General features: G+C 35.9%; 1 protein-coding gene. It reads right to left on the bottom strand.

All coding sequences use genetic code 11. The features are described from left to right. Nucleotides 1-29 precede the first annotated feature (29 nt). Nucleotides 30-473: IS30 family transposase (locus tag A9G38_RS06790; RefSeq protein WP_141671751.1), on the bottom strand; the 444-nt coding region annotated here is incomplete at its 5' end.

Here is a 473-nt window from a genome sequence, read left to right as displayed (position 1 = left end):
AACAATAATAATTTATTATTTATACTATCCTAGATTACACCATGAAGTGCAATTCTTCTTAGCTCCTTAGAATAAAAATCGGCAGGGCTTTTAAACTTATGCCGTTTTCTTGGGCGTGTGTTCAATAGATATTGTATTTTCTTTATCTGTTTGTCGTCAACTAATGAAATGGCCGCTGACTTAGGTATAAACTGACGTATTAAGCCATTGGTGTTTTCATTTGTGCCTCTTTGCCAGCTTTTATAAGGCTCCGCAAAGTACACGGTAGTATTTAAATAATGCTCAATAGCATGATGATAATTAAATTCGGTTCCATTATCAAAGGTGATGCTTTTAACCATTTTTTTAAACGGCGTTAGCAATTTTATTATCATATCTCTCGTTTCGGAGGCGGTACGTTGATTGAGGCGCCCAATTAATACTAGCCCTGTTTTGCGTTCAACTAATGTCACCAATGCTTGCTTGTCTTTACG

Origin of the sequence: Gilliamella sp. Imp1-1 (genome assembly GCF_001690415.1) — a bacterium.
Taxonomy (GTDB): domain Bacteria; phylum Pseudomonadota; class Gammaproteobacteria; order Enterobacterales; family Orbaceae; genus Gilliamella; species Gilliamella bombi.
This window is presented reverse-complemented; position numbering and strand designations above follow the sequence as displayed.